This window comes from Deltaproteobacteria bacterium, assembly GCA_005879535.1.
Classification (GTDB): Bacteria; Myxococcota; Myxococcia; order Myxococcales; family 40CM-4-68-19; genus 40CM-4-68-19.
The window spans coordinates 44,080-65,838 of the sequence record VBKI01000058.1 but is presented as its reverse complement, the minus strand read 5'-3'; the positions used below and the strand labels follow the sequence as shown (position 1 = coordinate 65,838).

At 70.1% G+C, this 21,759-nt stretch carries 19 protein-coding genes; 10 read left to right on the top strand and 9 right to left on the bottom strand.

The window, feature by feature from the left end:
• Positions 1–337: 337 nt before the first annotated feature.
• The 3 genes from E6J58_09075 to E6J58_09065 are packed head-to-tail and all read left to right on the top strand — an operon-like array spanning position 338 to position 3,473.
• Positions 338–1,633: a hypothetical protein gene (locus tag E6J58_09075; GenBank protein ID TMB38384.1), complete on the top strand. Its 1,296-nt coding sequence runs from the start codon at positions 338–340 to the stop codon at positions 1,631–1,633.
• Positions 1,633–2,625: a ParA family protein gene (locus E6J58_09070; GenBank protein ID TMB38383.1), complete on the top strand. Its 993-nt coding sequence runs from the start codon at positions 1,633–1,635 to the stop codon at positions 2,623–2,625. Before E6J58_09075 ends, E6J58_09070 begins: the two co-directional genes overlap by 1 nt.
• Positions 2,622–3,473: a hypothetical protein gene (locus tag E6J58_09065; GenBank protein TMB38382.1), complete on the top strand. Its 852-nt coding sequence runs from the start codon at positions 2,622–2,624 to the stop codon at positions 3,471–3,473. The genes E6J58_09070 and E6J58_09065 overlap by 4 nt, the downstream gene beginning before the upstream one ends.
• 217 nt (positions 3,474–3,690) lie before the next feature.
• Here E6J58_09065 and E6J58_09060 read toward each other — a convergent pair whose 3' ends face one another.
• From E6J58_09060 to E6J58_09040, 5 genes are read right to left on the bottom strand one after another with little or no spacing between them, the layout of a single operon-like run.
• Positions 3,691–4,458, bottom strand: a complete 768-nt coding sequence (locus tag E6J58_09060; protein ID TMB38381.1) for a methyltransferase domain-containing protein — start codon at positions 4,456–4,458, stop codon at positions 3,691–3,693.
• Positions 4,459–4,467: 9 nt separating this feature from the next.
• Positions 4,468–5,541, bottom strand: a complete 1,074-nt coding sequence (locus tag E6J58_09055; GenBank protein ID TMB38380.1) for a hypothetical protein — start codon at positions 5,539–5,541, stop codon at positions 4,468–4,470.
• Positions 5,538–6,911 carry a VWA domain-containing protein gene (locus tag E6J58_09050; protein TMB38379.1) on the bottom strand — a complete coding sequence of 458 codons (1,374 nt, stop codon included), beginning with the start codon at positions 6,909–6,911 and terminating at the stop codon, positions 5,538–5,540. Before E6J58_09050 ends, E6J58_09055 begins: the two co-directional genes overlap by 4 nt.
• A 50-nt stretch (positions 6,912–6,961) precedes the next feature.
• Positions 6,962–7,921: an alpha/beta fold hydrolase gene (locus E6J58_09045; protein ID TMB38378.1), complete on the bottom strand. Its 960-nt coding sequence runs from the start codon at positions 7,919–7,921 to the stop codon at positions 6,962–6,964.
• On the bottom strand, positions 7,921–8,775 hold the full coding sequence (locus E6J58_09040; protein TMB38377.1) for an alpha/beta fold hydrolase: 855 nt from the start codon (positions 8,773–8,775) through the stop codon (positions 7,921–7,923). Before E6J58_09040 ends, E6J58_09045 begins: the two co-directional genes overlap by 1 nt.
• A 22-nt stretch (positions 8,776–8,797) precedes the next feature.
• Between E6J58_09040 and E6J58_09035 the strand changes: the two genes are divergently transcribed.
• Genes E6J58_09035 through glgX form a run of 4 tightly spaced genes read left to right on the top strand, consistent with a single transcriptional unit; the run spans position 8,798 to position 15,092 of the window.
• Positions 8,798–10,309: a hypothetical protein gene (locus E6J58_09035; GenBank protein TMB38376.1), complete on the top strand. Its 1,512-nt coding sequence runs from the start codon at positions 8,798–8,800 to the stop codon at positions 10,307–10,309.
• Between the two features lie 9 nt (positions 10,310–10,318).
• The gene (locus E6J58_09030; GenBank protein TMB38375.1) at positions 10,319–12,328 is read left to right on the top strand and encodes a PAS domain-containing protein; all 2,010 of its coding nucleotides are present in this window, start codon (positions 10,319–10,321) and stop codon (positions 12,326–12,328) included.
• A gap of 17 nt (positions 12,329–12,345) precedes the next feature.
• Positions 12,346–12,924, top strand: a complete 579-nt coding sequence (locus E6J58_09025) for a DedA family protein (GenBank protein TMB38374.1) — start codon at positions 12,346–12,348, stop codon at positions 12,922–12,924.
• 47 nt (positions 12,925–12,971) lie between these two features.
• On the top strand, positions 12,972–15,092 hold the full coding sequence (glgX, locus tag E6J58_09020) for a glycogen debranching protein GlgX (GenBank protein ID TMB38373.1): 2,121 nt from the start codon (positions 12,972–12,974) through the stop codon (positions 15,090–15,092).
• Between the two features lie 113 nt (positions 15,093–15,205).
• Here the strand turns inward: glgX and E6J58_09015 are convergent, their stop codons facing one another.
• The gene (locus tag E6J58_09015) at positions 15,206–15,859 is read right to left on the bottom strand and encodes a PilZ domain-containing protein (GenBank protein ID TMB38372.1); all 654 of its coding nucleotides are present in this window, start codon (positions 15,857–15,859) and stop codon (positions 15,206–15,208) included.
• Positions 15,860–16,063: 204 nt separating this feature from the next.
• Here E6J58_09015 and E6J58_09010 point away from each other — a divergent pair, with 204 nt between their 5' ends.
• The 3 genes from E6J58_09010 to hemG are packed head-to-tail and all read left to right on the top strand — an operon-like array spanning position 16,064 to position 18,722.
• The gene (locus E6J58_09010; GenBank protein TMB38371.1) at positions 16,064–16,549 is read left to right on the top strand and encodes a hypothetical protein; all 486 of its coding nucleotides are present in this window, start codon (positions 16,064–16,066) and stop codon (positions 16,547–16,549) included.
• Positions 16,550–16,571: 22 nt separating this feature from the next.
• The gene (locus E6J58_09005) at positions 16,572–17,453 is read left to right on the top strand and encodes a hypothetical protein (protein ID TMB38370.1); all 882 of its coding nucleotides are present in this window, start codon (positions 16,572–16,574) and stop codon (positions 17,451–17,453) included.
• A 12-nt stretch (positions 17,454–17,465) separates the two neighbouring features.
• On the top strand, positions 17,466–18,722 hold the full coding sequence (gene hemG / locus E6J58_09000) for a protoporphyrinogen oxidase (protein ID TMB38369.1): 1,257 nt from the start codon (positions 17,466–17,468) through the stop codon (positions 18,720–18,722).
• 1 nt (position 18,723) lies between these two features.
• On the opposite strand, the gene E6J58_08995 is transcribed toward hemG, so the two are convergent.
• From E6J58_08995 to E6J58_08985, 3 genes are read right to left on the bottom strand one after another with little or no spacing between them, the layout of a single operon-like run.
• On the bottom strand, positions 18,724–19,362 hold the full coding sequence (locus tag E6J58_08995) for a hypothetical protein (GenBank protein ID TMB38368.1): 639 nt from the start codon (positions 19,360–19,362) through the stop codon (positions 18,724–18,726).
• A 22-nt stretch (positions 19,363–19,384) separates the two neighbouring features.
• The gene (locus E6J58_08990) at positions 19,385–20,524 is read right to left on the bottom strand and encodes an FAD-binding oxidoreductase (protein TMB38367.1); all 1,140 of its coding nucleotides are present in this window, start codon (positions 20,522–20,524) and stop codon (positions 19,385–19,387) included.
• A 9-nt stretch (positions 20,525–20,533) separates the two neighbouring features.
• Positions 20,534–21,739, bottom strand: a complete 1,206-nt coding sequence (locus tag E6J58_08985; GenBank protein TMB38366.1) for an MFS transporter — start codon at positions 21,737–21,739, stop codon at positions 20,534–20,536.
• Between the last annotated feature and the right edge of the window lie 20 nt (positions 21,740–21,759).

The following is a 21,759-nucleotide window of genomic DNA, read 5'->3' as shown; positions in this document are numbered from 1 at the left end:
ACGCACGGCGGCGCGGGCCTTCCGTGCAGGCATGCTGCTTGCTCCACGTCCGGATGTCGGCGGCGAGGGGACCAACCCGCTTTCGCGCGGGGGTGCGAAAGCGCTCGAGGGGGTCGGCGTCGCGGGGGGCGTGGCGCTGACGTCTGTGGGGCGCGGGCGGCTGGGGGGCAGCCCGCGCCTCACTCTTTCCCAGACGGTACTGTCTAAAAGCTACAGCCGCAGAGCCGCGCCTTCGGCACGGCAGCGGCTGGCCGCGCCTTTCGCCGGGCAGCGGCTGGCGGCTTGACTCAACCGATCCACTCAAGATACGCTACTCGCGATCCATCCCGGAGGCGCCTTGGCGGACGGTGAGCACGACGCAACGGGCCAACCGGCGGCAGCGGATTTGCTGCGCGCCGCGTTGGAAAAGATCGTCTTCTTCGAGTGGCGGATCTCCGAGCTGGCGGGCGATCTCGCCGCGGCGCATAGCCGCTGTGCCAACGCCGAAAAGGGCCGCGCGGAGGCCGAAGAAGAAGCGCGCGCGGCGGGAGGCGTCGCCAAAGCCGCGCGGCTGCAGAGCGCGGAGCTCGAGGCCGAACGCGCCCGTCTCTCCGCGTTGCTCGCACGCCCCGCACACCATGCCGTCGACGCGGGCGCGATCGAGATCGAGCGGCGGCGCGCGGTCACGCTCGCGGCCGAGCTGGAGCAGGCGCGCGCGGAGCTTTCGCGATCGCGGGCCGAGCGGGAACGCTGGGTCGCAGAGATGATCGCGCAGGCGCGCTCGAGCGACGACGATCCGGCGCTGGCGCAGTTCATCAGTGAGCTGCGCGGTGAAGTGATCGCGCTGCGCGACTACCAGAAGAAGTGCGAGGCGCTGCTCGCTGAGGCCGGCATCGCTCCGCCGGCATTGGAGGGCGCGCGACCCTCACCGCTGCCGGAGCCGAGGCGCACGGCAGAGCCGGTGCGGGAAGCGCGGCGGATGTGGGCGGAGGGACGGCTCGCCACCCCTCCTCCTCTGCCGCCGCCTCTTCCGGCGCCCACCACGCATTTCGCCACGCCAAAGCCGACGAGCGTCTCCGCCGCCGCGCAGGCGCTCGCCGATCAGTGCCTGCGAAGCCTCGCCAGCCCCGATCCCGGACGACGCGAACAGGCAGCGCGTCATCTCGTCGCCGCCCCGATCGCCGCGGCCGCGCCGGCCATCGCCTCCGCGCTGGCGGTGGAGACGGACGCGAAGACGCGTGCGCACCTGGCGAAGGCGCTCGCCGCCTGCGGCGGAGAAGGCGCTGCCGAGATGGTCGCGCAACTGCAGGCTGCATCCGAGCCTGCCCTCGTGCGACTTGCCGCGCTGGACGCGCTGGCGGCCATCCCGGCGCGAGCCCGGGTAGCGCTCGAAAACGCGGCAAGCGACGCGACGCCCGCCGTGCGCCGCCGCGCCGCGGCGCTGGCGGTCGCGCTGGGCGTCGAGGATCTGGCGGGCAGGCTCGCGGCGGACGAAGATGCCACCGTCCGCGGAGCCGCCGCGGCAGCCCGGACGGAAGCGCCTTCGCCTCCGCCGGAGCAGGCGCCCGCGCCGGAGGCGGGGACGCCGGCGCAGCCGCGCGATCCGGTGCGGGCGGCGCTGAGGCGGCTCGTGCTGGAAGGAGGGTCTCGTTGATGGAGCAGATCCGCTACTCGGGCCGCCGGCTGGCCGAAGTATTGGGGCTCTCCGTGCGCGAGCTGGCCGAGGCCGAGGACCGTGGCGCCGTCCATTCCACCGTCCCACCGGGCGGGCCCACCCAGAAGGTGTCCTACTCGATGCAGGATCTGGCCGCCGCTCGCGCGGCGCTCAACCGCGTCCCGCCGCGAAGGACCTTGCGCCGCCAGCTCTTCCTCAATTTCAAGGGAGGCACCGGCAAGACTTCCGTCTCCACCAGCTACGCGTTCCGGCTGGCGGAGATGGGCCACCGCGTCCTGGTGATCGATCTCGACTCGCAGGGCCACGCCAGCAAGTGCCTGGGGATCTGCGGCGAGGAGGCGGACAGGACGCTGTTCGACGCCATCATCAAGAAGGAGCCGGTGGAGACCGTGATCCTGAAAACCGGCATGCCAGGCCTCGACCTCGTGCCCTCGAATCTCACGATGAGCACCATCGACCTCTCGCTGATGCCGCTGGCGGCGCGCGAGTTCCGGCTGCGCAACGTCCTCAAGGAAGTGGAAGGAAGGTACGACTACGCGGTCCTCGACGCCCCACCGTCGTTCGGGCTGCTCAACCTGAACGCGCTGATGGCTGCGCACGACCTGTTCGTGCCCGTGCTCCCCGACTTCCTCTCCTTCCACGGCCTCAAGCTCCTCTTCGAGACGGTGCAGGGGCTGGAAGAGGACCTCCAGCACGTGCTCGACCACATCTTCATCGTGATCAACGCGTACAACGCGACGTACAAGATCGCCAAGGAAGCTCGGGAGGCGCTGGAGAAGCACTATCCGGAGTTCCTGCTCAAGCAGGTGATCCGGCAGTGCACCAAGTTCGCGCAGGCCTCGAGCGAAGGCATTCCCATCTTCGCCTACGACGCGGAGAGCAAGGGCGCCCAGGACATCCAGGCGGTCCTCGACGAGGTGCAGGCGCGCGTCGGCGCGCCGGTGCGCCTCAAGGCGGTGGAGAGCGCATGAAGCGCAGCTTCGAGGAGAACGTCCCCAAGGTCCGCCCCAGGGTCCGCCTCGGGCACGCCTTCGATGAACAGATGGCGGAAGCCGAGCAAATGGCGGAAGCCCAGCAGGTGGCAGCGGCCGAAGTTGCGGAATCCGGCATCGCTCCCGATCCGGCGGGCCAGCTCCCGCTCGCGCCAATCGCTGCGGTCACGGAACCGCTCGCGCAGCCGGTCCAGACCGTCAAGGTCGAGTCGGCACCCGCGAAGCGCGCCGCGCGCCGGACGATCGCGCCCACCATCGCCGAGGTCACCGGGCTCGCTCACGCGCTCACCACGGACCTGGCCAAGGCGGCCGAATTCAACGCGCGCCTGAAGTCCGATCTCGATGCCGCCCTCACCGCCCTGCGGACGGCGGCCGACGAATCCCGCGATCAGCGCGCCGATTGCCTTCGTCTCGTCGCCGATCTGGAATCGCGCGCCGCCGAGATTCGCGCGCTGCGTGGCGACCTCGATCTCCTCGAGGCGGAGCGCGACGGCGCCCTTGCCCAGGTCGCGCGCCTCACCCGCGAGCTGCGCGAGGAGAAATCCCGCTCCGCCGCGTCCGCCGAAGAGGCGCAGAAGTCGCGCGCGGAGACCGCGCAGGTTCGCGAGGCACTGCAGCGGCTCGCGGCGGAACTGCGCGACCGCGTCCTGGAGCGCGACGAGACCCGGAAGGAGCTGCTCGGCGCGCGAGCCGACCGCGACCGCCTCGCCGAGGAATTGTTCGCCGCGCACGCCGATGCCGAAGCGGCTGCGCAAAGCCGCAATGCGCTCGAGGAGATCCACCGGGCGCTCGCCGAAGCCCGCGCGCGCATGACTGGAATTCGTTAGCGAATTCCTGACGATGGGTTCGATTTCGTCGCGACCGCCGATTCCAGTGTGGGTGTAGGGGCTTGTCTCCCCGCTGGCGACCGTGTTAATTCGCGCAGCGATCCGGTTCCCGACACCTCGTTCGTGCACCGGTCCGGCATCTAAGCTCGCACATCGGACGGGAACACTGGCGGGCGCTTCGCGGCGCCCGCTTATTTTTTAGCTTGAGACGCACAGGTCAGGGAAGGGCTCCCCAGATGAGAATCCGCGGATTCGTATAGAAGTACGGCCGCTCGTCCTCGAGCTGCGGGATCAGCATCTGCCGGTAGCGCGCGAGGAAGCGTTCCCAGTCCGCCGGCGCGAGCCGCTTCTGGTATTCGGTCAACAGCGCCCCCCGGACCCACTCCACGACTTCGTCGCGGGACTCGAGCAGGTGCACGTAGACCGCCACCCGGACGTGCTGCCGCACGTAGCCCAGCCGGTGCAGCCAGCCCGCGTAGCGAACCGGCTCCATCAGGGGAGCGCGACGCTCGTATCCGTCCAGCAGCCGCCGGAACTCCGGAGCACGGGCCATCTCGTACGCCGTCACGTGCGTGATCTGGTCGTCCGTCATCGGCATCTGCACGGCGAGCTGACCGCCCGGGGCCAGCGCAAGGGTGAGCCGCCGCAAAAGGCCGGGATGATCCGGTACCCAGTGCAGCGCGGCGTTGCTGAAGATCAGATCGACCTTGGGCTGCGCCTCGAACCCGGCGATGTCGCGCAGCTCGAACCGGATGCCGGACAGCTGCGGCGCCTTTGCCAGCATGGCCGCCGAGGAGTCGATGCCGATGGTCTCCCGCGCCTGAAGCTTCTGGTGCAGTTGCGCCGTCAGCTCACCCGTGCCGCAACCCAGATCCGCGACGCGCATTCCCGGGCGGGCCTCGACGAGCGCGGCGAGGTCCCAGAACGGCTGCGTGCGCTCGGCGCGGAAACGCTCGTACTGGACCGGACTCCAGGCGTCGGCCACCGGGGCAGCCTACTCCAGCCGCGCGCGAATCGCAGGAGCGGCGATCTCCCCGGTTTCCTCCAGCACCGTCGCGCCGTCCCGCAATCGCTCGTGGAGCAGTTGCAGCTCCGCCGCGCTCCCGGGGGCGTCCAGGAGCGTGAGCGCGAATCCGGCGCGCTCGAGATTGGCGACCTCCTCGTGCAGCCGCGCCAGCGCGCGCTCCCGCACGCGGCGGACGCGCTGGAGGTGCTCGAGCTGCGAGGAGAGCGCGTCGGCGGCGCGCAGGTAGCTCTGCTTCGCCGGGCCATCGCCCGAAGATTCCGCCCGCTGCGCCAGATCGGAGATGCGCTGGCGCAGATGTTCCTCTGTCTCCGGGGCCGACGCGCGCGAAACCTCGGCAGCCCGCGCGGCCAGATCGAGCGCCGCGGCGGTGAGCGAGTCGATGGGAGCCCGGACCTCCGCGCCCGCTCCCTCCGGAACGGCGCGAGATGCATTCCGGCGCGCGATCACGGCGCGCTCGGCGAGCGCCCGCAACTCAGGGGCCAGCGAGAGCCGGAGCGCCGCGAATCGTTCCTCGATGGCGTCGCCGCCGAGGCGGACGTGGAGAGGCGCGGCGGCGAGGGCCGTCCACAGGCCAAGCGCGCCACCGCACAGGGCTCCCGCGACCCAGGTGGGACCGATCGTCGCCAGGGCGGCCGACAGATGCGGCAGCGTCGCGGCGCCCGTCACGACGGCGCAAGCGGAGAGGCCCGCGGCAAGCGCGACGGCGAAGGGTGAAAGGGGTGCCGCCCCGCGCTCCGCGGCAACGTCGCGGCGGACAATCGTGAGCAGGAGGCCGAGCATCGCGCCACAAGCGGCCGGCGACCCCGCGAGCGGAGCGACCTGCCAGCAGATGGCCACCGCCGCACAGCAGCCCGCCGCCGCCGCCCAGCGGCCCAGGCAGGCCTTTTCCGGCCGCAGCAGCAGGAGTATCGCCAAGGCGCTTCCTGTCGCGGCCATCGCGAGCGATCCCGCAACTCCGCCCGCGGCGCCGCCGATGGCGAACGAAGCTGCGGCGCGCTCGAACAGCCGTGAATCCTCGAAGCGGACATCCATGACGCTCACCAGCCCGCCACCGGCGCGCGAACGACGTCGAAGAGATTTTCCTTGATTCTCTTGCTGGCGGCGTCGCCGGGCGCGTCGATGTTGGAGACGCCGATCTGGTACTCGCTGGAGAGCTGCCTGAATGCCGGCGCGCTTGCGGGCACGGTCTGCGCGGTGTCCTTCGCGATCCGGCTCATGGCCTCGATGCGCGCCCTCGCTTCCGCGCGCCGGCCGTCTTCCTGCAAGCGGGCGGCCTGACCGGCAAGCTCCGCCATTTCCGCGCGCGCGCCCGAGACCGCGGCGGCGGTCGGCGCCAGCGCCAGCAGCGACGCGTCGGAAGTGAACGTCGCCTGCGCCATCGTCCGTGCCCCCCGCTGGACACCGCGGACGTCCTCGAAGGCCAGCTCGATGGCGGCGATGTCCGCGAGGCCCCGGCCCGCCGGGATGGCGAGCTTGATCAGCACCCGGCGCTCTTCGCCGGCGGCGAAGTCGGGCAGGCGCACCCAGCCGTCAGCTTCCGGCTCGTACCCGAATACGCGCTCGAGCGACGCGCCATGCAGCCCGGCGATGCGCACGCGCACGCCGCGCGCCACCAGGGAAGCCGCACGGCTCAGCTCGTCGCGAAAGGCGCCGGCCAGCATCTGCGGCGAGTCGATGTAGCGGGCGCGCCCGCCGGCCTGCGCTGCCAGGGCGGACATGAGATCCTCGTCGTAATCGTCGCCGATGCCGAAGGTGGAGAGCGTCGCGGGGGCGAAGTCGCGCCGCGCGAGCGCGAGCAGGCCGGCGCGATCGGCGATACCTGCGTTGGCCTGTCCGTCGGAAGCGAGGAATACCTTGTCGGCGCGTCCCTGGGCGCGACCCCGCGCGAGCTGGGGCGCCGCGGCGTCGAAGGCCATTGACATGTTGGTCCCGCCGACGGCCTCGACCCCCTCGATCGCCGCGAGGGCCCTGGCGCGCGCCTCGGCGGAGACCGGAGTCGAGGCGACGAGCACCGTGGGGTCGCTCGAGAACTCCACGATGGCGAGGCGGTCCTCGGGACCGAGGGCCTGTACCAGCGATCGCGCGGCATCGCGGGCGCGCTCGATCTTGACGCCCCGCATCGATCCGGACCGATCGAGGATCAACACGGCGTTGACGGGCATCCGCCGGCGGGCCGAGGGATCGGCGGCCGAGGACAGATCGACCTGGAGATATGCGGTGGTGCTTCGATTCTCGGGGAGATAGAGCCGCTCGAGCGCTGCCTGCATCCGCAGCGCTCCGTCGGAAGCGACCGACGCAGGCGGCGGCGAGGGCTTCTGCTCGACGGGTCGACCCGGTCGGACGAGCGCCGCCACCGTAGCGGCGGCAAGGGATGCAAAGGCGAGGGCGAAGAGTACGAACGTGCGGCGCATGGGGCACCTCCGCCTGGTGGGAACGCGCCAGCCCGCCGCCGGATCTGAACCTAGGAAGGCCGGGATTCCACGTGCTCTTCGAGGAATGCAATGGCCCGCCGCTCCGCGTAGAACCCCGGTTTCCAGATCGGCCCTTCGACGAACCCCAGATGGCCGCCCCGAGCGGACAGCTCCACCTCGACGGAGCGGGTCGTCGTCCGAGGCACGCATCGGGCCGGAATGAACGGATCGTCCTCGGCGGAGATGAGCAGGAGCGGGACTCGCACGCGCTCGACGTAATTGGCGCTGGAGCTCTGCGCGTAATAGTCCTCGGCGCCGGCAAAGCCGTGGAGCCGCGCCGTCAGCGCGTCGTCGAACTCGAACAGCGTCCGTGCGCGGCGGACGCGCTCCTCGTCCGCGGCACCCGGAAACTTGCGGAGCTTTTGCAGCGACTTGCGCTTCAGCGAGTGAAGGAATCGCGTCCGGTAGAGCCAGGTCCAGAACCCGGGACCGTCGAGGGTCCGCGCGCAGAGCGCGAGATCGAACGGTACGCTGAGCGCCACCGCCGCTCTGATCTCGCGCGGCGCGGAATCGCCGAGTTCACCCAGCCACTTCACGAGGACGTTGCCGCCCAGGGAAAAGCCGGCGAGCACGATGCGGTCGGACTCGTCCTGCGCGCGGCGGACCAGCTCCGACAGGTCGCCCGTCTCTCCGGAGTGATACGAGCGGACGAGCCGGTTCATGTCGCCGGAGCAGCCGCGAAAGTTGAGCGCGAGCGCGCGCCAGCCGCGCATGCGCGCCTGCGCCAGGAGACCGCGGACGTAATGCGCCGAGCTGGAGCCTTCGAGCCCGTGCAGCGCGACCAGCAACGGCGCGTCGCGCGGCCCCGCCATCCGGTCCACGTCGACGAAGTCGCCGTCCGAGAGCTCCCAGCGCTCGCGGCTCACCGGAACGTGCGGGCCAGGCCGGAAGAGCGGTCCGAAGATCGTCATCAGATTGGGGCCGAAGAGCCACCGCGCCGGCTCGTACATCAGAGCTCCGCGAGGAAGCGCGCAATTCGGGCCGCGACGAACCGGCTGCTCTCCACCATCGGAAGGTGGCCGCAATGCGGGATCGTCTCCACCGTCCCGTTCCGGAGGTGCGTCCGGAAGTATTCGACGCTGGAGGCGGGCAGGATGCGGTCCCCTTCGCCCCAGAGGATGAGGACGGGGCTTTGGACGTCGCCGAGCACGTCGAGGCCGATCCCGGGAATGTCCGCGCCCATCTCGGAGACGAACTGCTGCACCGGCGGAGAGGCCCAATGTCGGCCGAGGTCGCGGGCAAAGAGCCAGCCGAGCCGCGAGGGCCGCTGATAGAGGCGACGGTTCATCTCCAGGGCGGCGGCGACGCTGCCGCCGCGAAACGCCGTCACGACGGCTTCGCGATCGGGGCCCGCCAGAGGCGCGCCCGCCGGGTTCAAGCCCACGACGCCCGCCGTTCGATCCGGGAGGATCGCGGCAGCGAACAGGCTCAAGGCACCTCCCAGGGAGCTCCCGACGAGCACCGCCGGCTCTTCCAACTCGAGGAGCGCGGCTCCGACGCCCTGGGCGCACTCGAGTATCGTCGCCGGCGCCTGGCCCCGGCCGAGGGGCGAGCGTCCGTGGCCGGGCAGATCGAGGACGACGACCCGGCGCGACGCGCGGGCAACCGCGCGCACGATGGGCAGAAAGCCGGCCGCGTTGCCGCCCATGCCGTGCACCAACAGGACCGGCGGAGCGCGACCCGCTCCGCGCCGGTCGTAAAGGTGGAGGTTGCGCTCCCCCGCGCGGATCAGGCGAGAGCGAAAGCCCCAGGCGCGGTAGGCGCCGTGGGCGGCGAGCCAGAGCGCGCCAAGGGGAAGAAGCATCGACGGATGATAAGCTCGACGGATGCTGCGCGTCCTGATCTCGATAGCGATCGCGCTGCCGCTCTACGAGCTCCTGCGCTACCGCATCCTGCGGCGGGTGCGTGAATCCCAGCGGCGCAAGGCGCGCAGCTACGCGGAGGAGCACGGGGTCCGCGTGGACCTCTTCAAGTTCGGCGGCAAGCAGCTGGTGCGCGAGGAGCTGCTCAACGACCGCGCGATCCTGAGGGCGATGGAAGCGGCGGCCGACGCCGGCGAGCGGCCGACGGAGGTGCGGCAGCGCGTCGAGGAGTACATCGACGAGATTGTCCCGGCGTTCTCGCTCGCAGCCTACTTCCAGCTCGGCATGCGGCTCGCGCGCGCCGCCATCGGCGCCGTCTACCGGCCGGTAATCGTGAGACCGCCCCCGCCGCTGCCGCACGACGCCACTGCCGTGTTCCTCATCAACCACCGCAGCAACTTCGACTACGTCGTCGTCGGCTGGGCGCTCGCGCGCCGGGTGGCCATCAGCTACGCGGTGGGCGAGTGGGCCCGGGTGTTTCCGCTCGACGCGCTGTTCAGGGCGTTCGGGGGCTTCTTCGTTCGCCGCGGATTTCCCGACCCGCTCTACCACACGGTGTTGCGCAGGTACCTGCAGCTGATCACCCGGCGTGGGGTCACGCAGGGGATCTTTCCGGAAGGAGGACTGACGCGCGACGGCGCGCTGCGCGCGCCCAAAGTGGGCCTCCTCGACGCGCTGATCCAGCTCACCGACGAGTCGGAGCTGTACTTCGTTCCGGTGGGCATCAACTACGACCGCGTCCTCGAGGACGAAGCGCTGCTTGCCGAGCTGCGCGGTCGGGAGCATCCGCCGACGCGCGCCGAAAAGGTGGCGGGCGCGCTGCGACTCCTGTGGATCGTTCCCTGGCGCGTCGCCGTGAACGCCGTCCGTGTCGCCGCGGGAAGGCTGCAGCGGCACGGGTACGTCGCGCTCGCGTTCGGCGATCCCATCCGGTTCCGCGACCTGCCCCAATCGCGCGGGGTGTCGCGGCTGACGGACGAGCAGCGGCGTGCGAGAGCGAAGGAGATCGCCGCGGTGGTCATGGATCGGATCGCCCGACTCATCCCGGCGACGCCGGTGTCGCTCGTTGCCCGTGCCGCCCTGGACCTCGGCTGCGACGCGGCCGCAGGCGATCTCGTCGACCGCGTGCGCGAGGTGCGCTCCCGCCTCGAAGAGGGCGGCGTCCCGCTCGCCTTGGGGCGCGAGTTCGACCCGCAACGGGCGGCGCGCGCGGCGTTACGCGAGGATCTTCCGCGCACCCGGGAGCTGGCGCGGTTCGAAGGCGACCTGCTCGCGGCCGAGGAAGTCGAGGAGATCGTCCGGTTGGGGCTCGAGCGGCTCGTCCAGCGTCGCGTACTCGAGCAGGCGGGCGGCCGCGTGTGTTGCGGGGCGCATCGACAGGCGCGCGATCTGCTCGCGTACTACGCCCGCTCGCTCGCCGCGCTGGAGCAGCCCTCCGTCCGGCCGGTGGAGGCACGGCTCGGTATGCCGACCTAGGTTTGTGTCATGGGCGACATGGTCGCCAGCGACGAGCCGCGACGCCTCGCCGACTTCCTCCGCGAGCACCGCGACGAGATCCTGGCGCACTGGGAGCAGGAGGTGCGCAAGGTGGGCGCAGCGCGCCATCTGGACCGCCCGATGCTCGTCGATCACCTCCCTGAATTCATCGAGGAGCTCGCGGACTATGTCGGCGAGCTTCGAACCGGCCACGAGGTCACTCCGCCCGAGGACCAGCCGCAGATCCACGCCCTGGAGCGGCTCGAAGTCGGGTACGACCTGGCCGAGGTCGTCAACGAGTACGCGATCCTGCGGCGTTGCATCACCGAGCTGGCGTCCCGGACGCACACCCCGGCACTGCGCTCTGCAGAACTGCCCCGCCTCCACGAGGCGATCGATCAGGCCATCGCCACCTCGGTCGTCCGGTATACGGTGGCGCGCGAACGGACGCTTCGCGCACTCGATCGCATCTCCAGCGCGGCGCTGGTCCACCACGACGTCGAATCGCTGCTGCCGAGACTGCTCGACGCCTTCCTGGAAACGACCGCGTCGGCGGACACCATCGCACTGACGCTCCGCGAAGACAGCACCATACGCGTCCGGGCTGCATTGGGATATCCCGAGCCGGGTCCTGTCGGTCGCGAGACGCCACCCGACGGTTTTACGATGCGCGTGGTGCGAGAGGCCGCTCCGGTAATGCTCCGCGATGCCTGTTCGGATCCTGCGATCGCCAGGTCGCCGGTCTGCGCGCCGGGGACGTTGGCGCTCTACGGCGTGCCGCTGACGATGGGTGCGGATGTCCTCGGCGTGGCGGTGATGGGCTCGCGCTCCTCGCACGAATTCTCCCAGGAGGACCAGTCGCTGTTCCGCACCATGGCGAACCGGGTGGCTGCGCTCATCGCGCAGGCCCGCCTCGACGCGGAGGTGACCAGGCGCGCCGCCGAGCTGGAAGCGGTGCTCGCGGCCATTCCGGAAGCCATCTACGTCGGCGACGCCACCAGGATCAAACACGCCAACGCGGCCGCGCTGGAGATGTTCGGGTACCGGCGCCTGGAGGATCTCAACAAGGACGTCGCCACGCTGGTGGAACAAATCCCGACCCGCTACCTCGACGGCACACCGGTCCCCGCCGACGAGCTCGTCTACATCAAGGCGCTGCAAGGCGAGCGCGCCGTCCGCGAGGTGCTGGTGCGGCATCCCGCCACCGGCGAGGACGTCGCGCTTCGCTCGAGCGCGGCCCCGGTCCGCCTGGGCGACCGGGTCGTCGGCGCGGTCGCGGTGAACATCGACATCACCGCGCGGCTGGCGGAAGAGGCGGAGCTGCGGGCGGCGCTGGACTTCCGCGATCGGATCCTCGGTGTCCTCAGCCACGACGTGCGCAACCCCCTCGGCGTGGTGCTCACCTCCGCGGGACTCCTCGAGCGGCAGCTCGCCGCCGCCGGAAGCGACAAGCAGCTCACCGTGGTCAAGCGCATGATCGACAACGCGCGCGCCATCGAGCGGATGGTCCGGGACCTCGTCGACTACACCCGCACGCGGCATGGCCGCGGGCTCCCCATCTTCGCCGTCGAGGCCGATCTGCTCCAGCTCTGCCAGCAGGTGATCGACGGCATGCAGGTGCTCCATCCCGATCGCGCGCTCCAGCTTTCCTCGGACGGGGACACGGTGACCACCGTCGATCCCGATCGGGCCACGCAGGTGATCGCCAACCTCGTCGGAAACGCCATCCTCTACAGCCCGGCCGGCTCGCCGGTGCGCGTGACCTTGCGGAACGAGGAGGATGCGGTGGTCCTCGAGGTCAACAACCAGGGCGCGCCCCTTCCGCCGGAAACGCTGCCGGGGATCTTCGAGGCCTTCCACCGCGGCGCCGCCGACGGGGGCGGTCGCAACGCCGGCCTCGGGCTCGGACTCTACATCGCCAGCCAGATCGCGGAGGCGCACGGCGGATCGATCGCCGTCCGCTCCACCGCGGAGGAAGGAACGACGTTCATCGTCCGCTGGCCTCGCGCGGGCCGCTGACCTAGCTTCGTCGGACCGTGTATGCCGCGCTGGCAATCTTCGGGGCGGTCCTCTCCACGCTGATCGTGCCGCTGCCGGAGGAGCTGGCGTTGCTCGGCGCCGGCTGGTGGGCGCATGCCGGGGCGCTGCCGCTGTGGGGCGCCTGGCTCGCCGCGTGGCTCGCGATCGTCGCCGGCGACACCGCCTCGTACATGATCGGGCGATCGTTCTTGCCGCGTCTGTTGCGAACGCGATTCGGGAGACGGATCGTCGCGCCGGATCTGCGCAAATGGGGCGAGGACCTGGTTCGCCGGCACGGGTTTCGCGCCATCCTCCTCGGGCGCTTCCTGGTGGCACTGCGAGGGCCTGTCTACCTGGCCATCGGCGGCAGCAAATATCCGATGCTGCGCTTCGAGCTGATCAACGGTTGCGTGGGCCTGATCGAGGTCGCGGCGCTGGTCGGGCTCGGATACGAGTTTGGCCGTTCGGCGAAGCTCGCCCACGAGGTCCGCTTCCTGGAGATTGCGGTGGCGGCGATCATGGCCGCGATCCTGATCGTGCCGCCGATCGTCAAGTGGAGGCTGGTGCGCAGGCACCGGCGCGCAGCGAACGCTTGAGCGTCGCCCCGGTTGCGCGCGGCGGCCCCGATTCAGAGTGTACAGAGATGCGCATCTGGCCTGGCAGGTCATATCCCCTGGGCGCCTCGTACGACGGCGCGGGCACCAATTTCGCGCTGTTCTCGGAGGTGGCCTCCAAAGTCGAGCTCTGCCTCTTCGACGAGAACGGCAACGAGCAGCGGTTCGCGCTCCCCGAGCGCACCGGTTACGTCTGGCACGGGTATCTCGTCGGGGTCGAGCCCGGCCACCGTTATGGGTATCGCGTCCACGGTCCCTGGGAGCCGGAGAAGGGGCTACGCTGCAATGCAGCCAAGCTCCTGCTCGATCCCTATGCCCGCGCCATCGAGGGCCACCCGAAGTGGGACGAGGCCATCTATCCGTACAAGCTGAACGAGGACGACCTGGCGGCGAGTGGCGCGGACAGCGCCCCGTTCATGCCGCGCTGCGTAGTCACGAACCCGTACTTCGACTGGAGCGACGACCGGGCTCCCCGCCATCCCTGGCACGACACGGTGGTCTACGAGGTCCACGTCAAGGGATTCACCCAGCGGCACCCGGAGATCTCCGAGGATCAGCGGGGCAAATATGCCGGGATGTCCTCTCCGGCGGCCATCGAGCATCTGCAGATGCTCGGGGTCACCGCCGTCGAGCTCTTGCCCATCCACCAGTTCGTCCATTCCCAGCATCTGCTCGACAAGGGGCTCCGCAACTACTGGGGGTACGATTCCATCGGGTTCTTCGCCCCGCACAACGAGTACTCCAGCCGCGGCCAGCGCGGCGGGCAGGTCCAGGAGTTCAAGGCGATGGTCAAGGCGCTGCATCGCGCCGGCATCGAGGTGTTCCTCGACGTCGTCTACAACCACACCTCCGAAGGCAACCAGATGGGGCCGATGCTTTCGTTCAAGGGCATCGACAACTCCGCGTACTACCGCACGACGGCGGACAATCCCCGGTACTACATGGACTACACGGGCACCGGGAACTCGCTGAACATGCGGCAGCCATACACGCTGCAGCTGCTGATGGACTCGCTGCGGTACTGGATCCAGGAGATGCACGTGGACGGCTTCCGCTTCGACCTCGCGTCCGCGCTCGCGCGCGAGCTGCACGAGGTCGATCGGCTGAGCGCGTTCTTCGATCTCATCCAGCAGGATCCGGTGGTCTCGCGCGTGAAGCTGATCGCGGAACCCTGGGACGTCGGCGAAGGCGGCTACCAGGTGGGCAACTTCCCGGCGCAGTGGTCGGAATGGAACGGGAAGTTCCGCGACACGGTGCGCGACTACTGGCGCGGCCAGGACTCGCTCCTGGGCGAGTTCGCGCAGCGGTTCACCGGATCGTCCGATCTCTACGCCTCGACCGGCCGCAGGCCCTACGCCTCGATCAACTTCGTCACCGCCCACGACGGCTTCACGATGCGCGACCTGGTCTCCTACAACGAGAAGCACAACGAGGCGAACAAGGAGGACAACAAGGACGGAGCGAACGACAACCGCTCCTGGAACTGCGGCGCAGAGGGCGATACCCAGGACGAGGGCGTCCTGCAGCTGCGCGCCCGCCAGCAGCGCAACCTGCTCAGCAGCGTCCTCTTGTCCCAGGGCGTCCCGATGATCGTCGCCGGCGACGAAATGGGCCGCACGCAGCGGGGCAACAACAACGGCTACTGCCAGGACACCGAGCTGTCCTGGATCGACTGGGAGCACGTCGACGAGGATCTGCTCGACTTCGTCAGCGGCCTGATCAAGCTGCGCATGCAGCACCCCATCTTCCGCCGGCGCGGCTGGTTCCAGGGCCGCGAGCTCAGGGGAACCGACGTCAAGGACCTGGCCTGGTTCACGCCCGATGCGAAAGAGATGTCCGACGAGGACTGGCAAGCGGGCTTCGCCAAATCGCTGGGCGTCTTCCTCAACGGCGCCGCGATCGCCCGGCCCGGAGAGCACGGCGAGCGGGTGAAGGACGACAGCTTCTACGTGATCTTCAACGCGCACTACGAGCCGCTGCAGTTCGCCGTGCCGCCGGAGCAGTTCGCGGCAAGGTGGATCCGGGTGCTCGACACCTCTACCGAGAACGCCCCCGAGCTGCGTCGGCTGCGGCGGGCGGAGAAGCTCGAGCCCGGGGCGAAGATCGACGTGCAGGCGCGGAGCCTGGTCGTGCTGAGGAGCGCGAAGTAGGCGCAGGGTAGAGCGCATCTCATAACCCCTCCCGTCGCCGCGGACGCGTTTGCATGAGCGAACGCTCAGCCGATCCGCGGCGCCGAGCTGGGTCCGGGGTTATGAGATGCGCTCTAGCCGAGCAGGACTACTGGCCTTCGCGGTCCGATGCAGCGGCAGGTGGGCGGGTGGATGGCGGTCCTCGCGTCCTCCCACTCATGCTGCGCGCCGCGGAGGAGGCGGCGGACGGCCGTGTGCGTCGCGAGATCTCCCCCGTTCCATTCCACGCCCGCCTCGCCCTGACTCGCCCAGGCCACCCGGCCGTACGCCTCCAGTTGCACGCCGCCGGGACCCGCTTCGGGCAACGCCACGCGGATCCGCTGACCTGCCGATCCTGCGTCGGCCGGCATCGCGGCAAGCCTCGTTCCCCGCTCGCTCACGTCGCGGAGGCGGCAGAGCAAAGCGGGCAGGCCGTCGGGCTCGGCGAGCACGAGCTGGTCGCTGGCGATGCGTGGCTCGGATCGCGACGGCTGCTGGTTCAGCTTCTCCAGACAGCGCTGCGCCCCCGAGAGCTCCAGCCAGAGCCCACCGCCGGTGGAACGCGCCCAGACCCAGCCCCTGAGCAGGGCGACCTGGCTGGTGGAAGCGAAATCGATCTCGAGGGCCGCAAGCGTGCCCTTGGGCGCGACGGCGCCAGGGAAGAAGAAGTACCCAGCCCCATCCACGAGGTGGACGTGTTCCCGCAAACGGCGCGGGCTGTCGATCCGGTAACGCAGCCGCAACGCCATCCCTCCACCTCCCCACGCAGCGCGTGAGCAAGCATCCCGCCAATCCAGAATGTCGAAAATCGCGTGGCGCCGGAAGGAATTGCCGTCCGCCAGGAGACGGACGGAGAAGGCGGATGGCCCACCTGCGCGCGCGATTTCTCCGTTTCGCACCCGCGTTTCCGCGCCGGGGACACCGCGTTCCCCAGTTCGCCGTAGAATGGAGCGATGGCAGACCTGGCAGAGCTCCAGAAGAAGCAGGCGGATGCCGCGAGCTTCGCCATGCGCATGGTGGAGGAGAAGGATCCTGAGCTGCTGAAGCAGATGGCGGAGCGCCTTCGGGAAAGCTGCGTCGAGCTGGCGAACATGGCCAAGGCGCTGGAGGCAGCGATGACGCCGGCGGGCGCGTCGGGACCGGAGACGCGCGTCGCCCTCACGCCCGAGCAGCGCAAGCGGGTGGCGGAACAGACCGGCGTGGGCGTCGAAGTGGTGACGCTGCGCGATACCGTGGCCCGTCCCTGGTCGAAGCAGATGGCATCCGTCGAGCCGCGCGAGATCGAAGCGATGGCCGCCCGGCAGGCCGCGGCGTCGCGGCTGAAATCGGAGACGCGCGAGCGGGTGGAAAAGATCGTGCGGGAGCTGGAGAAGCTCGACGTGCCCGAGCTGGCGGAGACCATCGCCGCGCTGCGCCGCGACCCGACGCTCGGGCCGTGATAATCTTTGTGCGGGGGAAGTAATGCCCGGTCTGAGCCCGATCAAGATCCTCGGGAACGTCAAGTTCATGTCGAACAACCTGAAGCTGCCCACGCAGAAGGCGTCGGGCGGGGCCAAGGGCTGGGCGGAGAAGTTCTTCAAAGATCGCGATCAGGAGCCCGGCGAGATGACCGCCGTGCCGCAGACCATCCCGCCGTGGTTCCAGCCGCAGAAGCCCGGCTACAAGTATTACCAGCAGACCTGCGACAAGATCGGCCAGGACTTCAAGGATTTCCACGACGCGATGATCGACGCCGTGCAGTTCGCCCACCAGATGTGGAAGCTGCAGGCGAAGTTCCAGAACCTCCAGATCATGGCAGTCTGCGCCATCGGATCCCCGGGCTGTCTGGACGGGCCGGAGCTGGAGAGCCAGATCAAGAACGCGCCGTCGTGCGCGTCGTTCACCGGCAACAAGGCGAAGCACCGCGACGCGGTGGCGAAGGGCATCTCGAAAGCGTTCAAGAACTGGCAGGACCAGGTCACGGTGCCGGGCCTTCCCTGGTACCCGGCGTTCGCCGCGTTTCCGGGCCCGATGGCGCCGCCGATGCCCAACGTCCCCATGCCGCTGATCTGCTGCATCTCCTCCAAGATGACCGACATCATCCTGCCGGACACCATGACGAAGGAGATGGACGACGCGCTCGACGGCGGGCTCAAGGAAAAGGATCCGGAGAAGCACTACCACGCGCTGCACGACGCCATCGCCACCGTGCTCTCGATCGCTTTCCTCATGTGGCTGCCGTCGCAGCAAGTGATGCTGGTCCTGGGCAAGGGGCCGATCCCCACGTTCGCGCCGCCGTTCGTGCCGGTGGGACCGGTGATGGGCGGGGACAACATCGCGATCCCCGGACATCTGATGGCCTGAGAGGCGCCGGTCGTGCGGATCGCGGTGATCGGCGGCGGAATCGCGGGTCTTGCCGCGGCGCACGAGCTGCTCCGCCGGGGAGCCGATCCGGTCGTCTTCGAGGCCGATGCGCGCCCGGGCGGCAAAGTCGGAAGTTTTTCGGAGCGCGGATACCTCACCGAGGACGGACCGAACTTCCTCGGGCGTCCGCTCGACGCGTTGCTCGAGGCGAGCGGGTTGCGCGCCGAAGTGGTCGAGCCGCGGCCTCCGACCACCCGCTGGATCCACCTGGACGGCCGAGTCCTTCGGGCGCCGAGCCTCGCGCTCCTCGCGCAGATTGGCGTGGGGCGCGTGCTGCTCGAGCCGCTGTTCGCAAGGCCGCTGCGGGAGGACGTTCCGCTCTCGGTCTTCCTCGAGCGCCGGTTGGGGAAGCGAGCCGGCGGCATCGCCGCTTCGGTCCTGAGTGCGGGCGTCTACGCTGGGGATCCCGCCCGCCTCTCGGCCCGCGACGCGTTTCCTTCGCTCGGCGCGATGGCCGAGAAGGGATCCCTCTTGCTGCACGCGATCCGCCGGCCCAAGGGACCGCGCGCTGGAATCTGGACGCTTCGCGGTGGCCTGGGAACGCTGCCCGAGGCGCTTGCGAAGTCGCTGGGCTTGCGCATCCGGCTCGGAACGCGCGCCCGTCAGCTCGCGCCGTCCGAGGACGGCTGGTCGGTCCAGGGCGAGCGATTCGACGGCGTGGTCCTCGCCGTCCCCGCTGCCGCGGCCGCGGAGCTGACGAGAGGATTCGCTCCCCGCTTCGCGGACCTGGCCGGGCAGTTCCAGAGTGCCCCTGTCGCCGTCGTCCACGTCGGATTGCGGCAGGAAACGCTGCCCCGCGGATTCGGATTGATCGATAGCGAGGGAACCTTGCACAGCGTCGGCATGCTGCTGCCGGGCAGCATGCTCCCCGGCCGCGCCCCGGAAGGTCGCGCGCTCGTCACCGCCATCTGCGGCGGCGCCAGGCATCCCGAGCGCGCCGCGCTCGACGATCGCGAGCTCGTCGCCGGCGTGGTGCGCGATCTGCGCTCGACCTGGGGAGTCAGTGACGCGCCGGACTACGTGCGGATCGTCCGCTGGCCCGAAGCGATCCCGCAATATGCGCCGGGTCACCGCGACCGAGTGCGAGAGGCGCGCGATCTGCTCGTTCGATGCCGCCGCCTCGAGCTGGCCGGCGCCGCCTGGGATGGCGTGGGCGTCCCTGACGTGGCGCGATCGGGCGCGGCCGCCGCGGCGCGCCTGATTCCCTGAGTCAAATACCGAGCAGCACGACGGCCACGCCGACGGCCGCGATCACGCCCCCGGCGGCGCCGTCTCCATAGTGCTCCAGCCAGTGCCAGCTCAGCGTCGCGGCGCCTGCGCGCGAGAAGAGCACCAGCGGAAGCATGGCTGCGAGCGTCGCCAGCTCGTACGTCAGGACGACGGCGATCGCCGGCCAGACGCCGAGCGGCGCCGCGGCGAAGAGGATGGGCATCACGGCGACGCAAGGGTCGGCGGAGAAGAGCAGAAAGAGGGTCCAGGCGGTCAGCCGCGACGGATCGTCCACGGCGACGTGCGAGTGGGCATGCAGCTTCTCGCGCATCGCCTTGCGCAACCCCCAGATCCCGTACGCGAGCCCGAAGCCGATCAGGAGCAGGCCCGCCACCGACTCCAGCCGCTGGCCCCAGATCTGGAGCGCGCCGAGCCCGAGAACGACGGCGAGCGCGCCCAGCGCGGCGGACACGGTCACGTGGCCCAGGCCACAAGCGAGCGTGATGCGCGCCGTCTTTCCCGCAGACCAGCGCCGCGCCCGGGCCAACGCCGCAAAAGGGACCCAGTGGTCAGGGGCAAGCGAATGCAGCGCTCCCACCGAAGCCGCGGCCAATGCCAGCGCCCAGAATTCCAGCTTCACCGTTCCGCCTCCGCCGCTCACTCTACAGGATCTGCGTCGCGCGGTTCGGTCGTCCTTCGGCGAAGCGCGAAGGCCGCAGCGCCTCCACGTCGAGCGAACGCGACTGGCCGTGCACGATGATCTCGGCCAGCAGCTGCCCGAGCGCCGGCGAGTGCATGACGCCGTGCCCGGAGGAGCCGTTGCAGAGGTACAGGTTGTCGCATTCCGGCGCGCGGCCGAGCAGCGCGTGCTGGTCGGGCGACATCTCGTACAGACCCGCCCAGGACCGGGTAGGGTCCACGGGGATTCCGGCAAGCGGTGGCACCCGCTCCGCGGCCTTTTCCCGCACCTGCTCGAGCCAGTCTTGCTCGACGGCGGTCGATTCCGGGTCGCGCGGGTCGCCCGGCGTCGGCCACACCAAGAGGACGCGGCCGTCGCGCGCGCGGACGTGGAATGCATCCTCCACCCACACCGTCATCGGCATCGCAGCGGGCAGGACTTCGGTATCGACTGTCGATCCAACCTGCCGGCGCAGCGGCGCTACCGGAACGTCGACACCCGCCAGCCGCGCGACCGGCCCCGCCCAGGGTCCAGCGGCGTCGACGACGGCGCCGGCGGGGATCTCCGACCCGTCGGCGAGCTGGACCGCCTCGATTCGCGAGCCCCGCCGGCGCAGTCCGGTGACGCGGGCGCTCGTTCGCACCTGCGCTCCGCGCAAGTAGCCGCGGAGGATGTCGAGGGGCCGGATGTATCCATCGGTCGGGCAAAACGCCGCGCCGGCGAGACCGTCGAGGCGGATGTATGGGTTCACCTCGCGGATCTGGCGGAGATCCAGCATGGAGGCTTCCACGAGCCCGGCCGCGAGCTGCACATCCTGCGCGCCGCGGAGGATGTCGAGCTGGGCTTCGGTGCGCGCGAGCCAGAGATATCCCCGCGGGTCATAGCCCGGATCGACGCCCGTGTCGTCGATGAACCGGCGCAGCTTCTCGCGCGAGAGCAACGACAGTCGCACGTTGATGTCGGTGCCGTACTGCGCGCGAAAGCCGCCCGTCGCGCGCCCGGTGCTGCCCTTCCCTGGCTCGGGCTCGCGCTCCAGCAGCAGCGTGCGGACGCCGAGCCGCGACAGGTGCCATGCGACGCTGGCGCCGATCACGCCCGCGCCCACGACCACGACGTCCGGCATGCGCGAACTCTATACCCGATGCTCGTACTTGCGCAGCGACGGCACCAGCGACGCGGCCGCCAGAGCGGCGAGGATGCAGAGCGCCCCTCCCGACCACACCGAAAAGCGGACCCCGGCGAGCTTCGCCACGACGCCGGCTTCGACCTCTCCGAGCTGCGGACCTCCAATGAAGAACATCATGTTGACGGAAGTCATCCGGCCCCGCAGCTCGTCGGGTGTGAGCATTTGACGGAGCGTTTGCCGCATCACCATGCTGATCGTATCCGCGGCGCCGGAGACCGCGAGGGCGAAGAGGGAGAGCGGAAACCAGGCTGAAACGCCGAACACGGCGATGGCCGCCCCGTAGATGGCGACGGCGAGGAGCAGCGCGCGGCCCTGCCGGCGGACGGTGGGAATCACCGAGAGAAGGAGACCGGCCACGGCAGCGCCGACGGGTTGCGCCGCGAAGAGCAGCCCGAGGCCGCGCGGGCCGACGCGCAGGAGCTGATCGGCGAAGATCGGCAGCAGGAGCAGCGACCCGGCGAGGAACGTGGCCGCGAAGTCGAGCAGCATCGTGGCCAGGATCAGCGGCGTCCGCCGCAGGAATCGCAGCCCTTCCAGCACCGCGCCCGCGCGAAGGCCGGCGATGCCGGTCGACGGCGCGCGGTGCTCCATCGCGAGCAGCGCGACGATCACGGCGACGAAGGAGACGACGTCGAGCGCGTAGATCGGCAGCACCCCCTTCCAGGCGAGCATCGCGCCACCCAGCGCCGGCCCGGCAATGGCGGCAATCTCGTAGACCGTCGTGTAAAGGCTGAGCGCGTTGGGAAGCTCCTGCGCCCCCACCAGCCGCGGCAGGAGCGACTGCCGCGCGGGCGCGTCGAATGCCGAAGCCACGCCGCCCAGCGCAGCCAGGCCGTAGATGATCGCCGGCGTCACCGCGTGTGCGGCTGTGGCGGCGAAGAGTCCGACGGAGGCCAGCATCATCCCGACCTGGCTGGCGAGCATCAGCTTGCGGCGATCGAGGGCATCCGCCGCCACGCCGCCGCCGAGAGCGAGCAAGAGGATCGGGGTGACGCGGAAGGCCCCAAGCAGGCCGAGCGAGAGCGGTGAATTGGTGAGCAGGTAGAGCTGCCAGACCATTGCCACCTGCTGCATCTGCGAGCCCGTCAGGGAGACCGCCTGGCCGGCGAGGAGGAGACGGAAATCGCGCGAGCGGAGAGCCGAGAAACGCACCCCTCCTTCCTACCAGACGA

What these genes read in the sequence shown, in the direction of transcription:
- E6J58_09070 (TMB38383.1), top strand. Translation starts at nt 1,633, where the DNA reads ATGGAGCAGATCCGCTACTCGGGCCGCCGGCTGGCCGAAGTATTGGGG.
- E6J58_09065 (TMB38382.1), top strand. Translation starts at nt 2,622, where the DNA reads ATGAAGCGCAGCTTCGAGGAGAACGTCCCCAAGGTCCGCCCCAGGGTC.
- E6J58_09050 (TMB38379.1), bottom strand. Translation starts at nt 6,911, where the DNA reads ATGCGCCGCACGTTCGTACTCTTCGCCCTCGCCTTTGCATCCCTTGCC.
- E6J58_09045 (TMB38378.1), bottom strand. Translation starts at nt 7,921, where the DNA reads ATGTACGAGCCGGCGCGGTGGCTCTTCGGCCCCAATCTGATGACGATC.
- E6J58_09040 (TMB38377.1), bottom strand. Translation starts at nt 8,775, where the DNA reads ATGCTTCTTCCCCTTGGCGCGCTCTGGCTCGCCGCCCACGGCGCCTAC.
- E6J58_09035 (TMB38376.1), top strand. Translation starts at nt 8,798, where the DNA reads ATGCTGCGCGTCCTGATCTCGATAGCGATCGCGCTGCCGCTCTACGAG.
- E6J58_09030 (TMB38375.1), top strand. Translation starts at nt 10,319, where the DNA reads ATGGGCGACATGGTCGCCAGCGACGAGCCGCGACGCCTCGCCGACTTC.
- glgX (TMB38373.1), top strand. Translation starts at nt 12,972, where the DNA reads ATGCGCATCTGGCCTGGCAGGTCATATCCCCTGGGCGCCTCGTACGAC.
- E6J58_09015 (TMB38372.1), bottom strand. Translation starts at nt 15,859, where the DNA reads ATGGCGTTGCGGCTGCGTTACCGGATCGACAGCCCGCGCCGTTTGCGG.
- E6J58_09010 (TMB38371.1), top strand. Translation starts at nt 16,064, where the DNA reads ATGGCAGACCTGGCAGAGCTCCAGAAGAAGCAGGCGGATGCCGCGAGC.
- E6J58_09005 (TMB38370.1), top strand. Translation starts at nt 16,572, where the DNA reads ATGCCCGGTCTGAGCCCGATCAAGATCCTCGGGAACGTCAAGTTCATG.
- E6J58_08990 (TMB38367.1), bottom strand. Translation starts at nt 20,524, where the DNA reads ATGCCGGACGTCGTGGTCGTGGGCGCGGGCGTGATCGGCGCCAGCGTC.